Source organism: Kitasatospora sp. NPDC059812 (assembly GCF_042732075.1).
In the GTDB taxonomy this organism is placed as follows: Bacteria; Actinomycetota; Actinomycetes; order Streptomycetales; family Streptomycetaceae; genus Kitasatospora.
Window position 1 is genome coordinate 60,299 of the sequence record NZ_JBHWIO010000038.1, and the last position, 14,049, is coordinate 74,347.

Sequence of the window (14,049 nt, forward strand, 5' to 3'; positions counted from 1 at the left end):
GCGCGCGCGCGCGTGGCGCGTTTCCCCGGGGCGGGGGGGGGGCGGGGGGGGCGGGGGGGGGGTGTGCCGGGGGGCGGGGGGGGGGGGGCGGCCCCCCCCCCCCCCCCCCCCCCGCGTCCCCCTCCTCAACTCCCGGACGGGTGCTCCCGGTTGTCGGGCAGGGCGGGGAAGGCGCGGACCGCGGGGGTGACGGTCACGCCGAGTGCGATCAGCAGGAACGCCGCCGCACAGCTCAGGACGGTGGGCACGGCGTGCACCGTCTCCAGCAGCAGCCCGCACAGCAGCGGGCCGAGCGCCGCGCCGGCGCCCATCGAGACCCCGATCAGGCCGGCCAGCCGGCCGCGCATCTCATCGGGGGTGACCATCATCTGATGACCCGCCACCAGGGCGGTGGCGGTGGGTGCGAGGAACGCGGCCGCGCCCAGCACCAGCCCGGACGGCCAGCCGGTCGGCACCACCGCGAGCAGCGGCACCAGCACGGCGGTGGCCCAGGTCAGCACCATGAGCGCCGTGAACGGCGAGAGCGAGCGGCGCAGCCGCCCGGCCGCCAGCGCACCCGACACGCCGCCCGCGCCGACCAGGGCGCCGATGGCGCCGATCTCGGCACCGGACCGCCCGTCCTGCTGGGCCATCACCACCACGGCGATCAGCAGGCCGCTGAACACCAGGTTGAAGGCGGTGCCGAACAGCACGGTCGCCCGCACCGCCGGGTTGCCGCGCAGCCAGCGCAGCCCCGACGCCATCGCCTGCAACGTCCCCTCGGGCCGGTCCGCACCCTCGCCCTCGCCCTCGCCCTCGGGCGACGACACCGGTGCGGGCGGCGCCGGCAGCCGCAGGAACAGCAGCGTGACGAAGGCGATCGCCGAGGTCACCGCCTGGGCGACGAACGGCAGCAACCGCTGGACGCCGTACAGGAATCCGCCGATCCCCGGGCCCACGATGGTCGCGAGGTAGTAGCGGGCGGTGTTGCGGGTCACGGCGTCGGCGAGTTGCGAGGACGGCACGACGCTCGGCAGCAGCGCCTGGTCGGCGGTTCCGAACAGCGAGGTGCACACCCCTTCGACCACCGCCACCACCACGATGGCCGCCAGCGGCGCGTGCCCGATCGCCACCAGCAGCGCGAGCACGCCCAGCGCCGCGGCCCGCCCGAACTCCGAGACCAGCATCAGCGTCTTGCGGCTGACCCGGTCGGCCAGCGCCCCCGAGGGCAGCGCCGCGAGCGCCCGCGACCCGGCGATCGCGAACTCGGCCAGCGAGGCCTCGAAGGCGGAGCCGCCGAGCCCGAGCACCAGCAGCGGGTACGCGATCAGCGTGCCCTGCGCCCCCAGCTGGGAGACCATGTTCGCGGTCCACAGCACGTTGTACTCGCGGTTGCGGGACAGCGGCGGAGGGCCCGGCTCCGCGGCCACGGCGGCATCGGCCGTCGTACTGCCCGAGGTCACTGCGGCGGGGTCGGCAGCGCCACCGCGGGCGCCGACGTCCGCTCCACCGGGCGGAGTTCGGACCACGCGTGCGCCCCGGCCATGCTGACGAACAGGTCACGCGGCGGCACGAAGGGGGCCCGCCCGTGCGCCACGCTGATGTTGTCCACGATCAGGACCTCACCGGTGTGCACGTTGACGTCGATCTGCTGCGCCCGGTACGCGGCCTGGAGCTGCCGGACGACCTCGTCCGGGATCTCGCTGCCGTCCGCGTAGAAGGTGTTGGTGGGCATCCCCCACGGGCCGTACTCCTCCAGCAGGAAGTCGGCGACGTCCTCGCGCAGGGTGCGGGCGTGGAAGAAGGTCAGGTGGTTGAACCAGGAGCGGACGCCGGTCTCCGGGTGGGTGGCGACGGCCCAGCGGAGCTGACGCGTCCTCAGGTGGTTGCGCTCCAGCCACTCCAGCTCGATGCTGTTGGCGTCGCAGTAGGCCTTGACCTCGTCCGGGTCGCTGGTGCCGAACGCCTCCTGCCAGGAAAGGCCCAGGCCGGGGCGGAAGTTGCGGACGAGCAGGTAGCCCTCGCGCTCGAACCGCTCGGCGGTCTCCCGGGGCAGCCCGGCGTGCAGGGCGCGGCAGTCGGCCAGCAGGCTGGCGCCGCCGTCCGGCGACTCCTGGCGGCAGAAGAAGAACAGGTAGCGCGGGACGTTCAGGTTGTACGACTGCTCGGTGTGGAGGAAGATCTCCTCGGTCGCCGGGTGGTCGGTGGCCGTGAACACCCCGGGGTGCAGCTCGGTGCGCGGCGAGGAGCGCTCGGTGTAGTCGAGCGGCCGGCCGACGACGGCGTTGACGAAGGTGTCCAGCTCCGGCCACTCCTGCCAGTCGAAGCCGCTGAGCACGACCGCGCCGTGCTCGGTGATCCGCCGGCGGATGAACTCCCCCTGCTCCTTGCCGAGGTCGACCAGCCGGTTCCCCGCGGTCTCGGCGGTGATCCCGAGGACCAGTCCGTCGTGCCGCGCTTCGGTCGAGATGCTGATGGCGGTTGTCACGGAGTGACTCCCTTCTGCGGGCTGCGGGCGCGAAGCCGCTCGGCAGCGGTGTCGAGGGTCTGGAGTGGACGGTTGAAGGCGATCCGGACGTAGCGCTCGCCATCGGCCGGATCGACGAAGAACGAGGTGCCCGGCGCCACCAGCACACCGGTCTCGGCGAGCAGCGTGCGGATGAAGCGCGGACTGGGCTCGTCGGTCAGCCCGTCGATCCGGGCCAGCACGTAGCAGCCGCCGGCCGGGGGCGTGAAGTCGAAGCCGGCGTCCCGCAGCAGGGCCACCGTCCGGTCGCGCCGCTCGCGCATCCCCGCCGCGTGGTCCCAGCGCTCCGGCAGCAGCAGGTCCGCGTTGGCGGCGGCGTGCTGGAGCGCGGCCGCCGCGCCGCCGGTGGTGGCCACGTGCACCTTGCGCAGCAGGGCGGTGAGCTCCGGCGCCGCGCGCAGGAAGCCGAGCCGCCAGCCGCTGATCGCATGGCTCTTGGAGAGGCTGCCGACCACCACGGACCGGTCGGCCAGGCCCTCGATCTCGGCGACCGAGCGGTAGCCGGCCGACTCGTAGACGTACCCGGCGTACACCTCGTCCGAGATCACCACGGTGCCCCAGCGCCGGCACAGCTCGGCGAGCAGGTCGAGGGTGCCGCGCTCCAGGACGACGCCGGTCGGGTTGGCCGGGCTGTTCACGATGACGGCGCGGGTGCGCGGTCCGAAGGCCGCGGCCAGCTCGTCCGGGTCGACGCTCCAGTCGGGCTCCCGCAGCCGGACCGGGCGCGGGCGGGCGCCGGTGAGGGCGATGGCGCTGAGGAAGTTCTCGTAGAAGGGCTCGAACACGATCACCTCGTCGCCGGGGTCGACGAACGAGAGCAGGGCGACGGCCAGCCCCTCGCTGCCGCCGACGGTGACGGTGATCTCGGAGCCCGGGTCGGGGGCGCCGGGCAGGGCCGCGGCGATCCGCTCGCGCAGCAGCGCCAGCCCGGCCGGGTCCTGGTACTGGTGGACGCCGGCCCGCAGCGCGGCCACCGCCGCCTCGACCAGCCCGGGCGGCGTGTCGGGGTAGGCCGGGGTGCCGACGGCGAGGTCGACGGTGTCCGGCGGCAGCCCCTCCAGCAGCAGCGCGGCCAGCCCCCCGCCGGGCAGTCCGGCGACCCGCTCGGCGCCCAGGGCGCGGCGGGCCGGGGTGTCATGGTGCGTGGTGGCGCTCATCGGCTCACTCCCGCGGCGTCGGTCCGCAGCCGCTGTTCGGTCTGGAGCGGCGCTTCGCCCTGGAGCCGCTGCTCGGCCAGGTCGAAGGCGCCGCGCGGGATCTCGGGCAGCCAGGACGGGCGGCCCGCCTCGTACGCCTCGATGTCCCCGGTCCTGAGCAGGGTCTCCGCGATCACGTCCTGCCCTTCGAGCAGCCGGGCCCGGGCCCGCGCGTCGACCGTGAACGGGTGCTCGCCGCCCGGCCGGCGCAGCAGGCCGGCCCGCAGGTCCACGGTGAGCCGCAGGCCCTCGGCGGACTCCGCGAGGTCCATCAGCTCCTCGACCACGGGGGTCGGCAGGTCGACCGGGACGAGCCCGTTGTTGAGGGCGTTGCGGCGGAAGATGTCGCCGAAGCCGGTGGCGACGACGGCGCGGAACCCCCAGTCGCGCAGCGCCCAGACGGCGTGCTCGCGGGAGCTGCCGATGCCGAAGTCCCGGCCGGCCAGCAGGACCGTCGCGCCCGCGTGGCGCGGCTGCTCCAGGACGAAGCCGTCCTCGGCGCGCCAGCGGGCGAACAGCGCGTCCTCGTAGCCGCTCTTGGTGACCCGCTTGCAGAACTCCGCGGGCAGGATCTGGTCGGTGTCGACGTCGTCGCGGCGCAGGGCGACCGCGCGACCGTGGTGTTCGACGAAGGGTTCCATACTCAGCTGTCCTCTCTCCGGCCGGGCCGGCGCTGTCAGGCCAGGTCGGCCGGGGCCGCGAGCCGCCCGGCCACCGCCGTCGCGGCGGCGACCGCGGGCGACACCAGGTGGGTGCGGGCCCGCGCCCCTTGGCGGCCTTCGAAGTTACGGTTCGAGGTGGAGGCGCAGCGCTCGACACCCTCAAGACGGTCGGTGTTCATCCCCAGGCACATCGAGCAGCCGGGCAGCCGCCACTCGGCGCCGGCGGCCGCGAAGACCTCGTGCAGCCCCTCCGCCTCGGCCTCGGCCCGCACCTGCATCGAGCCGGGGACGACCAGCATCCGGGTGCCGGCGGCGACGGTGCGCCCGCGCAGCACCCCGGCCGCGGAGCGGAGGTCCTCGATCCGGCCGTTGGTGCAGGAGCCGACGAAGACGACGTCGATCGCGAGGTCCCGCATCGAGGTTCCGGGCCGCAGGCCCATGTAGGCCAACGCCTTCTGCGCGGAGGCGCGTTCGAGCGGGTCGGCGAAGGTCTGCGGGTCGGGCACGGCGGCGGCGAGCGGCACGGTCTGGGCGGGGTTGGTGCCCCAGGTGACGAGCGGGGTGAGCCCGCCCACGTCGAGCACGACCGTCCGGTCGAACACGGCGCCGGGGTCGGTGGCCAGGGTCGACCAGTCGGCGACGGCGGCGTCCCAGTCCGCCCCGGCGGGGGCGTGCGGACGGCCGCGCAGGTACTCCAGGGTGGTCTCGTCGGGTGCGACGATCCCGGCCCGGGCGCCGGCCTCGATACTCATGTTGCAGAGCGTCATCCGGGCCTCCATGGAGAGCCCGCGCACCGCGTCGCCCCGGTACTCGATGAGGTGGCCCTGCGCCCCGTTGGCCCCGATCCGGGCGATCAGCGCGAGGATCATCTCCTTCGCCCCGACCTCCGGGGGGAGTTGGCCGGTGAACTCGACGGCCAGGGTGCGCGGCCGGCCGATCTCCAGGCACTGGGTGGCCAGGACGTGCTCCACGTCGCTGGTGCCGATGCCGAAGGCGAGCGCGCCGAACGCGCCGTGCGTGGCGGTGTGGCTGTCCCCGCAGACGATCGTCATGCCGGGCTGCACCAGGCCGAGTTCGGGTCCGACGACGTGCACGATCCCCTGCCGCCGGTGGCCGACCGAGTAGAGCTCGACGCCCTGTTCGGCGCAGTTGCGGCGCAGCGTGTCCAGTTGGACCAGGCTGACCGGGTCGAGCACCGCGGTCGCCGTGGTGGCGACGTTGTGGTCCTCCAGCGCCAGGGTCAGCCCCGGCCGCCGGACGCTGCGGCCGGCCAGCCGCAGCCCGTCGAAGGCCTGCGGGGAGGTGGCCTCGTGGGTGAGGTGGAGGTCGATGTAGAGGAGGTCCGGTCCGCCGGGCCGGGAGGCCACGACGTGGCGCTCCCACAGCTTCTCCGCGAGTGTCCGTGCTGGGCCCATCGTCGTCCCTCTCTCCCCTGCGCTGTCCGTGCACTACGGCCTTGGGGCGGAACCCCGGCCACCGCATGCCGTCCCGGCCGTACGGACCTCAGCCTCCATGGCGCCACCCGCCGCCCACCACGTCTTTAAGCCGGTGCGAAAACGCCCAGCACAGGCGATCACGTGCACGAAGAAAGGTGCAGAGAACTGCACCTCGGATCGGAAGTAAGCCCCCATGAAATCGGCGGCGCCCGGGTTCAGGATGGAGTCATCGAAGGCGGAACCAACGCCGGGACGACGGGCAGAAGATCATCGGATCCCACGGGACCCAGGGAGGAAGCATGTACCCGATGCGCAGGAGCCACGGGGCCGAACCCGGACACCGGCGGAGCAGGACGGTCGTGCTGACCCTGGCCGCCGTCCTCCTGGTCGGCGCCGGAACGTCCGCCTGCCAGGTCAGTACCAAGGCCGCCGACCGGATCGAGCTGTGCGCGAAGATCTTCGGCAAGACCTTCACCGATCCGTTCCCGGACAACGTGGAGGAGGCCCGCAAGAAGATGCGGGCACGGGCCGACGAGCTCGACGGGCTGGCCAAGCAGGCCGGGGACGACAAGCTCCGCAATGCGATCCAGTCGACCGCCGACAAGATGCGCAACGCCGACATCCGCGAGAAGGGTGCGGTGCGCACCGTGGTCGGATACATCGGTGAGCAGAACGACCGCATCAAGGAACTGCGCCAGACCTGCCTCGACCACCACGACTACCCGTGATGACTGGGCTTCCGAACCAGCGTCACCGTTGAGGCTCCCAGCGAGCGCACGGTGACCACAGACCGGAATCGGTGAACAGGGCACTAACAGTTCCCCCACCGATTCCCTTGGCCGGGCCCCTCGTTGGGTCCCCCGTCTTCCGGGGGGCCCGGCCGTAAATCTCCCCGTACCAATACAAGCCAGGAGCAGTCATGCCCGATTCGAGCGGCTGGAAGCCCACTAAGGAACGCCCGATGTGGCCCTGGGTCGTCCTCGCGGTGGTCGCCGTTGGTGTTCTGATCAACGTGCTTATCACGATCTGACGAGCAGATCGAATCCGCGCCTGAGGAACTTCCGCGCTCTTGGCAGGTAGGCCGAGAGCGCGGACCCACGTCCGGCGCGACTCCGGCCCCACAGGCCCCTCTCACCCCACCCGCCCCACGGGTCGCACGACCCGTCAGGGGGCGGTCGAACCGAGTCGAGTCCGCTATCCGGATCAGGTGCAGAGAACTGCACCTTCGAACTGGCGAAGACTCGACTGTCACCCCCCTAAAGCGCCACGTAGCGTAGTCGGTACGGGAACGGGCATGGCCATGTCGAACTTGCGGTCACGCACGATCGACCATCCACCTCACCGTGGATCCCGGCTCCCGACCCGCCTACATCAACGGCATTCATGGGGGACTCGTGCCACGTCTGCACTTCACGTCGGCAAGCCTGTTGAGAACGCGTATCATGCCGACCCCGGACTGGGTCAGCGAATCACTCTTCGCCCTGGACCTGCTCTCTTCCCGGCACCGCCAGGCGAAACGCCGGCTCCGATGGCATAAAACCCGTCCCGTCGGACCGGCCCGCCGGCTGGGTCCCACCCACCGGCTCGGCTCCACCCAGCGGCTCGTCGAACTCGCCCGGACCATCCGCCCGTTCCCCGACATGGACACCATAGTCCGGCGCGCCCGGCACTCCGGGAACGGCGCCGACCTGCGCCTGCTCCGGGACCTGGAGTCCTTCTACCGCATCATGGTCGCCCCGCACTGGGACGTGATCTCCCTCACCGTTCAGAGCGACCGGAAGAAGCGGCTGGAAATCCTCCAGGACTGCGGCGCCCGCAGCCTGCTGAGCACTCTTCACCCGACCGTCCGGCTCTCCACCTGCTCGCTGGAGATACCCGGACAGAACGAGGACGTGCAACTGGAGGAGGTCGGGCTGACCATTGCGCCGTCCTACTTCCTGGCACCCGATTCCCCGGTCCTGGTGGACGACCACACCATTGCCGACGGACCGACGCTCTTCTACCCCATTCTCCCCGACGGACCGAACTGTGCGACCGAGGGCGTGATCGAAGCGGCAGCGATGCCGGCCTGAGACCGATGACCTCCGATCGCGACAGCATCGGAACTTCAAGGGGGAAAACAGCAATGCGACGCATATTCTTCAGTCCGGCGAGCCTGGCCAAAGTATCGTCGGCCGCCCATCTGGATCCGATGAGAGAGGCGCTGTGCGCCCTCGAAACCTTCGCGACGGGCGGCGGAGGCCCCGTCTTCCATTCCTGGCGACGCCGGGTCGCGGGTGAACGGGACGGCCGGGCGCTGGCCGAACTCGCCCGCACCGTCCGCCCTTTCCCGGATCTCTACCGAATTCTCGAAAATTCCTCCACGGCCGGATCCGGGAACGAATTCCGACCGCGGGTCCTGCGCGATCTGGAGACATTCCACCGGATCGCCGTGGAGCCGTACTGGAACCAGGTGTCGACCCTGCTCGAAGTCGACCGGAACGCCCGGGCCCAGATCATGATGAGCGGCGGCGTCGACCAGTTGCTCAGCACCCTGCACCCGGCGATCCGCTGGCGCCCCCCGGTGCTGGAGGTCCCCGGGACGGGGCACGACATCAAACTGGAGTCGACCGGCCTGGAGATAGCACCGTCGCTGTTCCTGTTCTCCCGGTCTCCGATCCTGGTCGAACAGCAGGGCGACCGGCCCCTGCTGCTGCTCTACCCGATCCCCGTCCCGCGCGACCGGGAGAACCTGTGGGACCCGGCGCCCGACGGCGACCAGGCCCTGGGCGCCCTGCTGGGGCGCACCCGGGCGGCCGTCCTCCAGGTGCTGACGACCACCTGCACCACCACCGAGGTCGGCGAGCTGGTGGGCATCTCCACCGCCGCCGCGAGCCAGCACACCGCCGTCCTGCGGGCGGCCGGCCTTATCACCACCCTGCGCTCGCTCAACAAAGTGCACCACACCCTGACCCCCCTGGGCGGGGCGCTTCTTCGTGGGGATCCACTCGTCTGACAATTCGCCCTATACCGACGATTCCCGAAGTAACGAACCCGCAACACGCCCCGAGGAGCGATCTGGATCCGACACGGATGGTCTAGGAAAGTGCACCATACATACGGATGCGGGCAGCATGGCCTAAACCCATTACGAGCGAGTAGGTTCTGGGCATGCACGCACGATGCCTTGTCGCCGCACGCATCATTTACGGAAGCCTGGGAGCGGATTCATGATGGGAGGTGGACCAGCTGAGCGGGAAGCCGCCCCAGACTGTGCCGTCACGCTGGAAAACGTGTCGAAAATCCACCCGGGCACGAACGGTCCCACAGCGGTCCTGCGCGAGTTCTCACTCGGCGTACGAAAAGGCCGCTTCTGTGCCGTCATGGGAGACGAACGCGCCAGCACCACAGCACTCCTGGAGTGCATGGCCGGCGTCACCACCCCGTCCACCGGAACGGTCCACTGGGCCGACGGTGGACGGGGTTCCGTCGGTGCGCTCTGGGGCCAACACGAGCCAGTCCACCCGAATGTGACGGTTCGTGAATTCGTCGACCCGGGTGTTTCCGCACTCGGCCGCCGCCAGGCCTGGCAGATCAGCCGGGTCACCCGACTGTGGCTCTGGCGGCGGCCGCTCCGGAGGCTGGGCCGGGTCCAGCAGCACAACGCCATGCTGGCCCGGCTGCTGGCCGGCTCACCGCGCCTGCTGCTGGTCGACACCCCCGGCCACGACGACTCGCCCGAACTCGCCCGCGCCATCGGCGCCTCACTCCGCCGCGCGGTCCGCGCCCTCGACCTCACGGCGGTCCTCGTCACCACCGACCCGGAAGCCGCCGCGTGCGCGGACAGCGTCGTCTTCCTCCACCACGGCCGCCTCGCCGACGCCCTCGGCCCCTCCACCCCCGCCGAGATCGCCGACTGCCTCCAGCACCTCCGAAGAGGCTCGACCACCTGATCCGCCCGCCTTCCCCGGCGCCCCTCTCCCAGGGCGCCCCCGGCGCCCCTTCCCCGGCGCCCCTCGCCCTCCCCGGCGCCCCCCGGTCAAGCGGTGCACAGCGCTTCCCCAGTCGCGGCTCCCGCGCCCCGTACGCCCTCCCGCGCACCGCGCCGGCGCATCCCGGACCGCCGCCCGCCGCACCCGCCGCCGCCGCGGGGCAGTGCGGCGGCAACGTCGCTGCCTCCACCACCTCCGGCACGTGGAAGCTGCACGACCCCGACGGGCCGAACCCCGCGAAGATCGGCGTGGTGACCTTCTGCACCACCGCCTCCCCCGCCGTCACCGGCGACGGCGTGGCCGCCATCCACCACTGCGTCGGCCAGCCCGTCTGCAACCCCACGGCCGCCGACCCGGCCGAGAAGCTCTTCCAGATCGTCGGCGACGTCCAGCTCCAACCGGTCTGCGCGGACGGCGGCTTCGGCGCCCTGAGCACCCTGAGCGCCCTGAGCGTCATCAACGGCTTCTCCGCCGACCGCTGAGGACCGGCCACCGCGCACCGATCGCCGAGGACGGACCGCCCGACCGCCGAGGACCGACGCCGAAAGATCCCCGAGCCCCTTCCGGAAGAAGGGACTCGGGGATCCTCGGACCGGCCGGCCCGACACCGGCGGTCAGTTCGGGGCACCGCCTGCGCGGTCAGGCCGGCTCGACCGGCTCCGGGTTCCGGGAGGCGGCCAGGGTGCGGCTGAACGCGGCGAGGGTGGCGGCGACAGCCAGCAGACCGACCACGACCGCGAGGTTGCGCCCGAGGTCGGCGAGGTCGCGCGGCAGCGCCCAGTAGTAAGGCGCGGGGAGCATGACCGCCCAGGGGAGGGCGGCCAGCGCCACGCCGACGGCGCGCGGCCGGTCGGGCCGGCGGGCGGCGAAGTGGACGAAGAAGGCGATCGCCATCACCACGGCGGGCCAGGCCGACGACGCGTCGAGCAGCATCTGGGTGCTGCGCGGGAAGATGACCTCGGAGTAGTCCTCCAACTCGCGCCAGGGCCAGGCGAGGACGAGCGCGCTCATCGGCAGCACGATGGCACCCGCCGCGACGACCGTCCCGACCCGGGCGCGGACGCGCTGGTCGACGCCGTCGGGCGGGGCGATGAGCAGCGGCACCCCGAGCAGGAGCCAGAGGGGCAGCTGGTAGAGGGACAGGAAGAGCACCCCGGCCGGGTGGACGAAATAGCCGACCGCGGCGCCGATCCGGGCGAGGACGCCGACCAGCACCAGGACGCGGGCGGCGCCCCAGTGCCCGAGGCCGGCGCCGAGCAGCGCGAGGAGCCAGGGGACGGTCTGCACCACGCCCACCGCGGACGCGGCCGTGGTGTGCAGGCCCATCAGTTCGGAGTGCGGCTCCCTGATGAAGAGGCCCATCAGCAGCTGGACGAAGGCCAGCGCCGCCCCGCCGGCCAGCAGGTACGGCGCGGCGCCGGCGAGCGCCCGGCCCGCGGGGTCTCCGGAGCTGAGCCGGGTCCGCAGCCGGGCGGCGTGCGCGGCCAGGGTGACCCACTCGCGCAGCACGGTGCGCCGGTCGGCGCCCTCGACGGACTCGGCGAAGACGGCGGCGATCTCCTCACCGTGCGAGGCCCGGTAGGCGGCGGGGTAGATGCCGATCAGCGGGAGCCTGCCGGGCAGCGCCCCGGCCTGCTGCGCGGTCATGCCGCACCGCCGCTCAGCCGGAGCGCCCCGAGGCGCGGCCCCCGCCCGAGCGCGAGCCTGCGCTCGGCCTCGACGACTCCGGCCCGCAGCCGCGCCGTCTCCGCGCCCAGGACGTCCCGGCCGTCCTCGGTGAGGGCGAAGGTGCGCCGCATCCGGCCACCGACGACCTCCTCGTGGTCGATCCGGATCAGCCCCTGCTGGAGGAGCCGGTCCAGCGCGGTGTAGAGCGTGCCGGTGAGCAGCTTGGTCCGGCCGTCGGAGATGGCCAGGACTTCCTGGACGATCGCGTAGCCGTGCCGCGGGGCATCGGCGAGCGCGGTGAGCACGAGCCGGGTCGGCTCCTGTAGTTGACGGTTAGCCATGACCGTGAGCATAGATCAATGGCAAACATATGTCGATGATTTAGCTATCGGCCCGCTCAGCCCCCGTACCCGGCGGCCGCCGGAGCGGGCAGGCGCACGGTGAACACCGCGCCCGCGCCGGGGCTGCTGGCCGCGTGGACGCCGCCGCCGTGGAGCTCGGCGAGCTTGCGGACGATGGCGAGGCCCAGACCGCTGCCGCCGCTCTGCCGGTTGCGGGACTTGTCGGCCCGCCAGAAGCGTTCGAACACCAACGGCAGGTCCGCCTCGGCGATGCCGCCACCGGTGTCGGCGACCTCGATCAGCAGGGCGTCGGCCTCCGGGCGGGTCCGCAGGGTGACCGTGCCGCCCGCCGGGGTGTGCCGGACGGCGTTGGCGACCAGGTTGCCCACCAGCTGGCGCAGGCGCACCGGGTCGGCGAACACCTCGCACCCGGCTGGAGCGTCGGCGGTGTCGACGACCAGGGCCACGCCCGACGCCTGTGCCCGGGCGCCGTGCGCGGTGGCGACCTGGGCCAGCAGGTCCTCGACGTCCACGGGCTCGCGGTGCAGGGCCAGTTCACCGGCGTCGGCGTCGGCGAGGTCCCGCAGGTCGTCGATCAGATGCTGGAGTTGCAGGGCCTCCTCCAGCAGCGAACTCGTCAGGGCGCCGTCGGCGGTGACGACGCCGTCCTCGACGGCCTCCAGCCAGCCCCGGATGTTGCTGAGCGGGGTGCGCAGCTCGTGCGCGATGTCGCCGACCATCGCCCGGCGCAGTTCCTCCAGCTGTTCGCGGCGCTGTGCCATGGCGTTGAAGGCGGCGGCGAGTCCGGCGATCTCGTCGCGGCCGGTCGCGGACACCCGGGCGGAGAGGTCCCCGTCGGCCATCCGCCGGGCGGCGCGGGTGAGCGCGTTCAGCGGCCGGGAGAGCCGCAGGCCGACGATCGTGGTGATCGCCACGGTGACCACCAGCACCAGCGCGGCGACCTCGGCGACCCGCCCGCGGTGCGGGGCCGACAGCGCGGGGGCCTGGTCCGCCGCGCCGGCGGGCGCGCCGACGAACAGCAGCACAGGCGGCGCCACGTACCGGACGAGCTGCTGCCGGCGGGAGTTGGCGAGGCAGGCGGAGATCACCTGCTCCTGCTCCCGGTCGCGGGCCGGGGCCCACTGCAGCCCCAGGGACAGCGTCACGGGCCGGATCTGCTGGCGCTCCAGGCAGGCGTTGACGAGCGCGGTGAGGTCGGCGAGGGCGGCGCTCTCGGTGCGGGTCGGGGCGTCCAGCACCAGCGGGGGCGCGCAGCGCACGCCGAGCGGCCGGCCACCGGGGACGCTCACCACGGGGCGGCCGGCGGCGTCGTCGGTGACGGTCGCCTCGACGCCCAGTTCCGACCGCAGGCAGCCGGCCCGGTTCCGCGCGGCCTCCTCCATGGCCGCGCGCTCGGCGGTCGTCAGCCGGAACGGGCCCACGGCGCGGGCGTCGATCCGGTCGGCCGGGGCGTCGGGCAGCATGGCGAGGTCGACGGAGAGCGGGTCGACGGTGGTGGTGGGCGTCCGGGGCAGCACCGTCCGGTCGGCGGCGCCCGGGGGCGGCGCCGACGGCGTGGCGGCCGACGGTGTGGCGCCCGGTGACCCGAGTGCGGTGGCGGCCGACGGCGGTGACCCGGGTACGGCGGCCGCGGAGTCGACGACCGGCTCGAAGCGCGGAGTGGTCAGCAGGATGCGCTGCCCGGTGTCGGCGGCGAGCCGCCGCACGGTGCTCTCCGCACCCGTCCAGTCGGGGTGGGTCGCGGCGTAGCCGAGCAGTTCGTGGTAGATCCGGGCCTGGTCCGCGAGGACCTGGCGCTGCTCCTGCCTGATCGCGCCCGTCGTGGTGCGGGCGGTCAGCCAGGCCGTCGCGGCGATCGAACAGAGCGAGACCAGGGCGGAGAGGGCGAGCAGCCGGACCAGCAGGCTGCGGCGCGGCGGGGCGTCATGACGCACCGCGCGGCCCCTCCGCGAGCTTGTAGCCGATGCCGTAGACCGTCAGCAGGCGGGTGGGGCGCCGCGGTTGGGGCTCGATCTTGCGGCGCAGGTTCATCACGTGGGTGTCGACGGTCCGGGTGGTGATGTACCGGTCGATGCCGTGCAGGTGCTCCAGCAGCTGGGCCCGGGTGAAGACCCGGCCGGGCTGGGCGGCCAACACCTGGAGCAGCCGGAACTCGCCGGGCGTGCAGCTGACGGGCCGTCCGTCGGCGGTGACCTCGTGGCGCAGGGGGTCGATGGTGAGGGCCCCGGCGGTCAGCACGGCCGGCGCC

General features: G+C 73.0%; 14 protein-coding genes. 5 read left to right on the plus strand and 9 right to left on the minus strand.

The features are described from left to right. Nucleotides 1-125 precede the first annotated feature (125 nt). Genes ACFV6D_RS20375 through leuC form a run of 5 tightly spaced genes read right to left on the minus strand, consistent with a single transcriptional unit; the run spans nucleotide 126 to nucleotide 5,779 of the window. Nucleotides 126-1,442 carry an MFS transporter gene (locus ACFV6D_RS20375; protein WP_380560651.1) on the minus strand — a complete coding sequence of 439 codons (1,317 nt, stop codon included), beginning with the start codon at nucleotides 1,440-1,442 and terminating at the stop codon, nucleotides 126-128. Continuing rightward, complete coding sequence (locus tag ACFV6D_RS20380; RefSeq protein ID WP_063349705.1) at nucleotides 1,439-2,467, minus strand: TauD/TfdA family dioxygenase; 1,029 nt, start codon at nucleotides 2,465-2,467, stop codon at nucleotides 1,439-1,441. Before ACFV6D_RS20380 ends, ACFV6D_RS20375 begins: the two co-directional genes overlap by 4 nt. After that, on the minus strand, nucleotides 2,464-3,663 hold the full coding sequence (locus ACFV6D_RS20385; RefSeq protein ID WP_380490503.1) for a pyridoxal phosphate-dependent aminotransferase: 1,200 nt from the start codon (nucleotides 3,661-3,663) through the stop codon (nucleotides 2,464-2,466). Before ACFV6D_RS20385 ends, ACFV6D_RS20380 begins: the two co-directional genes overlap by 4 nt. Then, nucleotides 3,660-4,343 (minus strand): 3-isopropylmalate dehydratase small subunit, encoded by a 684-nt coding sequence (gene leuD, locus ACFV6D_RS20390; RefSeq protein WP_363375500.1) that lies wholly within the window; start codon nucleotides 4,341-4,343, stop codon nucleotides 3,660-3,662. Before leuD ends, ACFV6D_RS20385 begins: the two co-directional genes overlap by 4 nt. Before the next feature lie 35 nt (nucleotides 4,344-4,378). Then, the gene (gene leuC / locus ACFV6D_RS20395) at nucleotides 4,379-5,779 is read right to left on the minus strand and encodes a 3-isopropylmalate dehydratase large subunit (protein ID WP_380338220.1); all 1,401 of its coding nucleotides are present in this window, start codon (nucleotides 5,777-5,779) and stop codon (nucleotides 4,379-4,381) included. Nucleotides 5,780-6,108: 329 nt separating this feature from the next. On the opposite strand from leuC, the gene ACFV6D_RS20400 reads away from it, so the two are divergent. The 5 genes from ACFV6D_RS20400 (at nucleotide 6,109) to ACFV6D_RS20420 (ending at nucleotide 10,253) form a co-directional block, all read left to right on the plus strand. Then, entirely contained in the window at nucleotides 6,109-6,528 is a 420-nt protein-coding gene (locus tag ACFV6D_RS20400) for a hypothetical protein (RefSeq protein WP_159398537.1), read from the plus strand. A gap of 714 nt (nucleotides 6,529-7,242) precedes the next feature. Next, nucleotides 7,243-7,872 carry a hypothetical protein gene (locus ACFV6D_RS20405; RefSeq protein WP_380560652.1) on the plus strand — a complete coding sequence of 210 codons (630 nt, stop codon included), beginning with the start codon at nucleotides 7,243-7,245 and terminating at the stop codon, nucleotides 7,870-7,872. Nucleotides 7,873-7,925: 53 nt separating this feature from the next. Further along, nucleotides 7,926-8,795: an ArsR/SmtB family transcription factor gene (locus tag ACFV6D_RS20410; protein ID WP_380560653.1), complete on the plus strand. Its 870-nt coding sequence runs from the start codon at nucleotides 7,926-7,928 to the stop codon at nucleotides 8,793-8,795. A 217-nt stretch (nucleotides 8,796-9,012) separates the two neighbouring features. Then, nucleotides 9,013-9,732 carry an ATP-binding cassette domain-containing protein gene (locus tag ACFV6D_RS20415; protein ID WP_363375544.1) on the plus strand — a complete coding sequence of 240 codons (720 nt, stop codon included), beginning with the start codon at nucleotides 9,013-9,015 and terminating at the stop codon, nucleotides 9,730-9,732. Nucleotides 9,733-10,022: 290 nt separating this feature from the next. Next, on the plus strand, nucleotides 10,023-10,253 hold the full coding sequence (locus tag ACFV6D_RS20420; protein WP_380560654.1) for a hypothetical protein: 231 nt from the start codon (nucleotides 10,023-10,025) through the stop codon (nucleotides 10,251-10,253). A 157-nt stretch (nucleotides 10,254-10,410) separates the two neighbouring features. Here the strand turns inward: ACFV6D_RS20420 and ACFV6D_RS20425 are convergent, their stop codons facing one another. The 4 genes from ACFV6D_RS20425 to ACFV6D_RS20440 form a co-directional block, all read right to left on the minus strand. After that, nucleotides 10,411-11,418 (minus strand): hypothetical protein, encoded by a 1,008-nt coding sequence (locus tag ACFV6D_RS20425; protein ID WP_063349697.1) that lies wholly within the window; start codon nucleotides 11,416-11,418, stop codon nucleotides 10,411-10,413. Then, nucleotides 11,415-11,780 carry a PadR family transcriptional regulator gene (locus tag ACFV6D_RS20430; RefSeq protein ID WP_063351477.1) on the minus strand — a complete coding sequence of 122 codons (366 nt, stop codon included), beginning with the start codon at nucleotides 11,778-11,780 and terminating at the stop codon, nucleotides 11,415-11,417. Before ACFV6D_RS20430 ends, ACFV6D_RS20425 begins: the two co-directional genes overlap by 4 nt. Nucleotides 11,781-11,836: 56 nt before the next feature. After that, on the minus strand, nucleotides 11,837-13,735 hold the full coding sequence (locus ACFV6D_RS20435; protein ID WP_380560655.1) for an ATP-binding protein: 1,899 nt from the start codon (nucleotides 13,733-13,735) through the stop codon (nucleotides 11,837-11,839). Further along, on the minus strand, nucleotides 13,725-14,049 hold a 325-nt coding region (locus ACFV6D_RS20440; RefSeq protein ID WP_380560656.1), incomplete at its 5' end, for a winged helix-turn-helix domain-containing protein. The genes ACFV6D_RS20435 and ACFV6D_RS20440, both read right to left, overlap by 11 nt.

Excerpts from the sequence above, each read along its gene's own strand:
- ACFV6D_RS20385 (WP_380490503.1), bottom strand. The coding sequence starts at position 3,663 with ATGAGCGCCACCACGCACCATGACACCCCGGCCCGCCGCGCCCTGGGC.
- leuD (WP_363375500.1), bottom strand. The coding sequence starts at position 4,343 with ATGGAACCCTTCGTCGAACACCACGGTCGCGCGGTCGCCCTGCGCCGC.
- leuC (WP_380338220.1), bottom strand. The coding sequence starts at position 5,779 with ATGGGCCCAGCACGGACACTCGCGGAGAAGCTGTGGGAGCGCCACGTC.
- ACFV6D_RS20400 (WP_159398537.1), top strand. The coding sequence starts at position 6,109 with ATGCGCAGGAGCCACGGGGCCGAACCCGGACACCGGCGGAGCAGGACG.
- ACFV6D_RS20405 (WP_380560652.1), top strand. The coding sequence starts at position 7,243 with ATGCCGACCCCGGACTGGGTCAGCGAATCACTCTTCGCCCTGGACCTG.
- ACFV6D_RS20410 (WP_380560653.1), top strand. The coding sequence starts at position 7,926 with ATGCGACGCATATTCTTCAGTCCGGCGAGCCTGGCCAAAGTATCGTCG.
- ACFV6D_RS20415 (WP_363375544.1), top strand. The coding sequence starts at position 9,013 with ATGGGAGGTGGACCAGCTGAGCGGGAAGCCGCCCCAGACTGTGCCGTC.
- ACFV6D_RS20425 (WP_063349697.1), bottom strand. The coding sequence starts at position 11,418 with ATGACCGCGCAGCAGGCCGGGGCGCTGCCCGGCAGGCTCCCGCTGATC.
- ACFV6D_RS20430 (WP_063351477.1), bottom strand. The coding sequence starts at position 11,780 with ATGGCTAACCGTCAACTACAGGAGCCGACCCGGCTCGTGCTCACCGCG.